The organism is Stieleria sp., from assembly GCF_041595215.1.
In the GTDB taxonomy this organism is placed as follows: domain Bacteria; phylum Planctomycetota; class Planctomycetia; order Pirellulales; family Pirellulaceae; genus Stieleria; species Stieleria magnilauensis.
In genome coordinates, this window is sequence record NZ_JBFHKV010000886.1 from 1 (window position 1) to 3,685 (window position 3,685).

Sequence of the window (3,685 nt, forward strand, 5' to 3'; positions counted from 1 at the left end):
GATGGAGGCGCTGGTTAAAAAATAAGGGGTTAGAAAATTTAAGAAGGGAAAGCTATCGCTGCTGGCGGGGGACTCGCGGACAGAGCGGTTGTTTTCTGTCGTGTTGCGATTGACGCTGAACATTGCTATCGCTGCATACAGGCAAGGACTCCAACGGTAACCCAGTGGCAATCCAGATCGTTTTGGACTGCCGCATCCTTTCAGTGAACGCTCCGTCGATCCCTCGCTTTGACTACCGGATCCTCACCCCTGCGACGTAACTGCACCGCAGCAATCGCATTCCGTTTGCAACTGGACGCGTGACATCCTCCCCCGTCCAATGACGATCAACCCACCATCGGACGCAACTCAAGTCGCTTTGCTGCCGTCGTGCTCACTCATTCGTCAACGCGAGTTATCAAAAAATTTTGTCGACTCCGATGCATCCCACTGCGTTTCATTTGACTCGGGAAAATCCTTGATTCCCGAGCCGCTGCCGCCGCCGCGACAGCAGCCTTTTGCTGACCGGCTGCGGAATTCTCGAAATTGGGCTGGACGCACTATATCCGCATAGGCGAATATCCATATACATTCGCCTGGACGCATATAGATCATGGAGCCGCCGTCCTGGCGTGCTTCTCCGTTTTTCGATGACGGAGATTTCGTTTCTTCAGTGCAAAGGATTTTCAATGAAACGCATGAAGTTGCATGTTCGCATGCTAGCCGCTTTGACAATCGCCGGATGGTCGCTCGCGCCGATCGCTTCACTCAAAGCCCAACAGGTCACTTCGCCACAAGCGGTCGCTGCGATGCAAAAGGCTGCCCAAGATGGCAAGTATCTGTTTATTTACTTCTGGAAACAGGAGGACCGGCAGACCGAATCGATGCAAACGGTCTTTCAGCAGACAACCGGCGAAATGGCGGAGGTCGCCGACGCGATCCGCGTGCAGATTACCGACCCCGGAAACGCGGCCATCGTGAAACAGTTCGGCGTCGACCGCGCTCCCATGCCTTTAGCCCTGGCGGTCGCCCCCAACGGTGCGGTGACTCGCGGACTGCCGGTGTCCTTCGAAGCCCAACAATTGCGGGACGCGATCGTCAGCCCCGGCACCGCCGCCACGCTGAAGGCGATGCAGGATCGCAAGTTGGTGCTGCTGTGCGTGCAGCCTGCCGGTGATGCCACGGCGTTTCCAGGCGCCCTGGAATTGACCCGCGACCAGCGTTTTGCCGCTTCGACGCAGATCGTCAACATCGACCCCACCGAAGCGTCGGAACACAGTTTTCTAAAGTCACTGGGCGTCGAACCGTCGGCCAGCGACGGAACCATGGTCGTGCTGACTCCGCCCGGCCAGGCGGTGGCGACCTTTGCCAAGCATGCCAGCAAAGAGCAGATCGTCGAGAAGCTGACCGCACTCAGCTCTGCTTGTTGCCCCGACGGGCAATGTGGTCCCGGCGGCCAATGTGCTCCCGGCCAGCAGTGCTGTCCCGGCGGAAATTGTGCTCCCGCACAAAAATAGCCCACCGTCCGATTCGCCCCACCACCCTATTCGCTACTGAGTAAGGAGACAACGCAATGAACTTGAGGACATTAGTCTGGCGCGAGCTGTTCGAGCGAAAGAGCCAGATGATCACGATTTTTACGGGCATCCTGCTGGGGATCACCACCGTCATCGCGATCAAGAACATCACCTACTATTCCGAGATGGCCGTGGCCCGGGAAATGGACAGTTTGGGTGCCAACGTGTTGGTATTACCCAAGTCCGTGACGCTGCAGGACTACTACTCGGCCGACATGCACAACGAAACGATTCCCGAGGAATACGCGTTGCGGTTGACGATGTCGAACCTCGCCGGCGTCGACAACCTTTCCCCCAAGTTGTGCGTGCCGGTGGAACTCGACGGTCGTTCCTTCACGCTGACGGGGATCCTGCCCAAGAGTGAATTCCAAGCCAAAGCGGCCTGGGGCGGTGCCGGGATCTTCTCGCGGCCGATCGGCTGTGGAGCGATCGACGTCGGCGGCTCGAGCGAATCCGAAGACCCCAAGACGCTCGTTCGCAACCGCGTCATCGACGACCTGGCGACCGACGAAGCCCTGGTGGGTGCCGACACGGCGGCGGTGATGGGAATCGAGGAAGGCCAATCGCTGGAGTTGATGGGCAAACAGTTTTCGGTCGTCGCGGTGTTGCCGGAAACGGGAACCGTCGACGACTCACGAATCTTTGCTCACCTGCACACAGTGCAAGAGATGTCCAACCAGGACGCGGTGGTCAGCTGTATTGAAATTGTGGGCTGCTGCAAAGAGATTTCGGCGGGGCTGGTCGACAACGTCAACGACTTGTTGCCCGATGCCAAAGTCGTGACGGTCGCCCAGGTGGTGGCCACACAGACCAAGGTCAACGGCATGATGGAAAAACTGTCGATGGTGTTTGTGGCGATCATTGTGGTGATCGGCGGCGCGGGCATCGCCAATTTTATGTTCGCCAACGTTTACGAACGCCGCCGCGAAATCGGCACGCTGATGTCGTTGGGTGCGGAATCCAAATTGATCCTGCGAATCTTCATGCTCAAAGCCTTGCTGTTGGGCGCTGCCGGGAGCGTGGGCGGATACGTGATCGGCACCACCCTTGCGGTCACCCTGGGGCCTCGTCTGGCCAACGTGCCCGTGCTGCCCATGCCGGTGCTGGCGTTTTGGGCGATCGGGATTTCGGTTGGCACGGCGCTGTTGGCCAGCTACTTCCCAGCCCGCAACGCGGCACGTCTGGACCCCGTCACATCCTTCAAGGAGGTTTAAACCATGTTGTCGATGCAAAATGTAACCAAGACCTATGAAATGCACCGCCAGAGCGTGGTGGCGCTAGACGATGCGACGTTGGAGATTCCCAAAGGCGACTTTGTGTCGTTGATCGGGCCCAGCGGCAGCGGCAAAAGTTCGCTGCTGGTGATGCTCGGCGGGATGCTCTCGCCCAGCTCGGGACGAGTGCTGTTGAACGGGCAGTCGATGTACGATTTGAACACCGACGAACGTGCTCGGTTGCGGAAGACGGACATCGGGTTTGTGTTTCAGACCTTCAATCTGATCCCCTACCTGTCGGCTCAAGAGAACGTGCAGATCCCGCTGTACCTGGCTGGTAAGAACGTCGCCGAGCAACGCGACCGAGCCGCCGAGCTGCTGGAGCGGGTTGGCCTGGGCGATCGCCTGGATCACAAACCGACCGAATTGAGTGTCGGCCAGCAGCAGCGAGTCGCGCTGGCGCGGATGCTAGCCAATGATCCGGCCGTGATCCTGGCGGACGAACCGACGGGGAATTTGGATCCAGAAACCAGCGAGCAGGTGATCGGTTACTTCGAGGAATTCAACCGCGAAGGGCGGACGATCGTGATGGTCACGCACAACCCGGAAGCGGCCGAACGAGCCAAACGCGTGCTCAAGCTTCGCAATGGCAAAATCGTCGACGACCGCGCGTCGTTGCCTTCCGTCGACGCCGCATAGACTGCAAATACTTCGGTTGATCTAGTCGCGTCCCCCCGGCTACAATGCCACGCCAATCGGCATGGTGGCGTGTCGGGGTACGCGACTGCCGAACCACATCTGCAAAGGCCCTTCGATCATGACTTCGACGACAAAACGACGCTCGCGGGGAAACATGTCGAACGTTGCCTTGGCGGACCTCGGCGAACAGATCAACACGGTCTTTCGGGCCTTCGC

3 protein-coding genes are annotated in these 3,685 nt (G+C 58.8%); all 3 read left to right on the top strand.

Going from position 1 to position 3,685, the window contains the following annotated elements; genetic code table 11:
- The first annotated feature begins 668 nt into the window (after positions 1–668).
- The 3 genes from ABX749_RS25705 (at position 669) to ABX749_RS25715 (ending at position 3,469) form a co-directional block, all read left to right on the top strand.
- Positions 669–1,496, top strand: coding sequence for a hypothetical protein (locus ABX749_RS25705; protein WP_372898523.1), 828 nt, complete (start codon positions 669–671; stop codon positions 1,494–1,496).
- A 107-nt stretch (positions 1,497–1,603) separates the two neighbouring features.
- Positions 1,604–2,770: an ABC transporter permease gene (locus ABX749_RS25710; RefSeq protein ID WP_372898524.1), complete on the top strand. Its 1,167-nt coding sequence runs from the start codon at positions 1,604–1,606 to the stop codon at positions 2,768–2,770.
- 12 nt (positions 2,771–2,782) lie between these two features.
- Complete coding sequence (locus ABX749_RS25715; protein WP_372898525.1) at positions 2,783–3,469, top strand: ABC transporter ATP-binding protein; 687 nt, start codon at positions 2,783–2,785, stop codon at positions 3,467–3,469.
- The last annotated feature ends 216 nt before the right edge of the window (positions 3,470–3,685 follow it).

Coding starts and splice junctions, on each gene's coding strand:
- ABX749_RS25705 (WP_372898523.1), top strand. CDS start 669: ATGAAACGCATGAAGTTGCATGTTCGCATGCTAGCCGCTTTGACAATC.
- ABX749_RS25710 (WP_372898524.1), top strand. CDS start 1,604: ATGATCACGATTTTTACGGGCATCCTGCTGGGGATCACCACCGTCATC.
- ABX749_RS25715 (WP_372898525.1), top strand. CDS start 2,783: ATGCAAAATGTAACCAAGACCTATGAAATGCACCGCCAGAGCGTGGTG.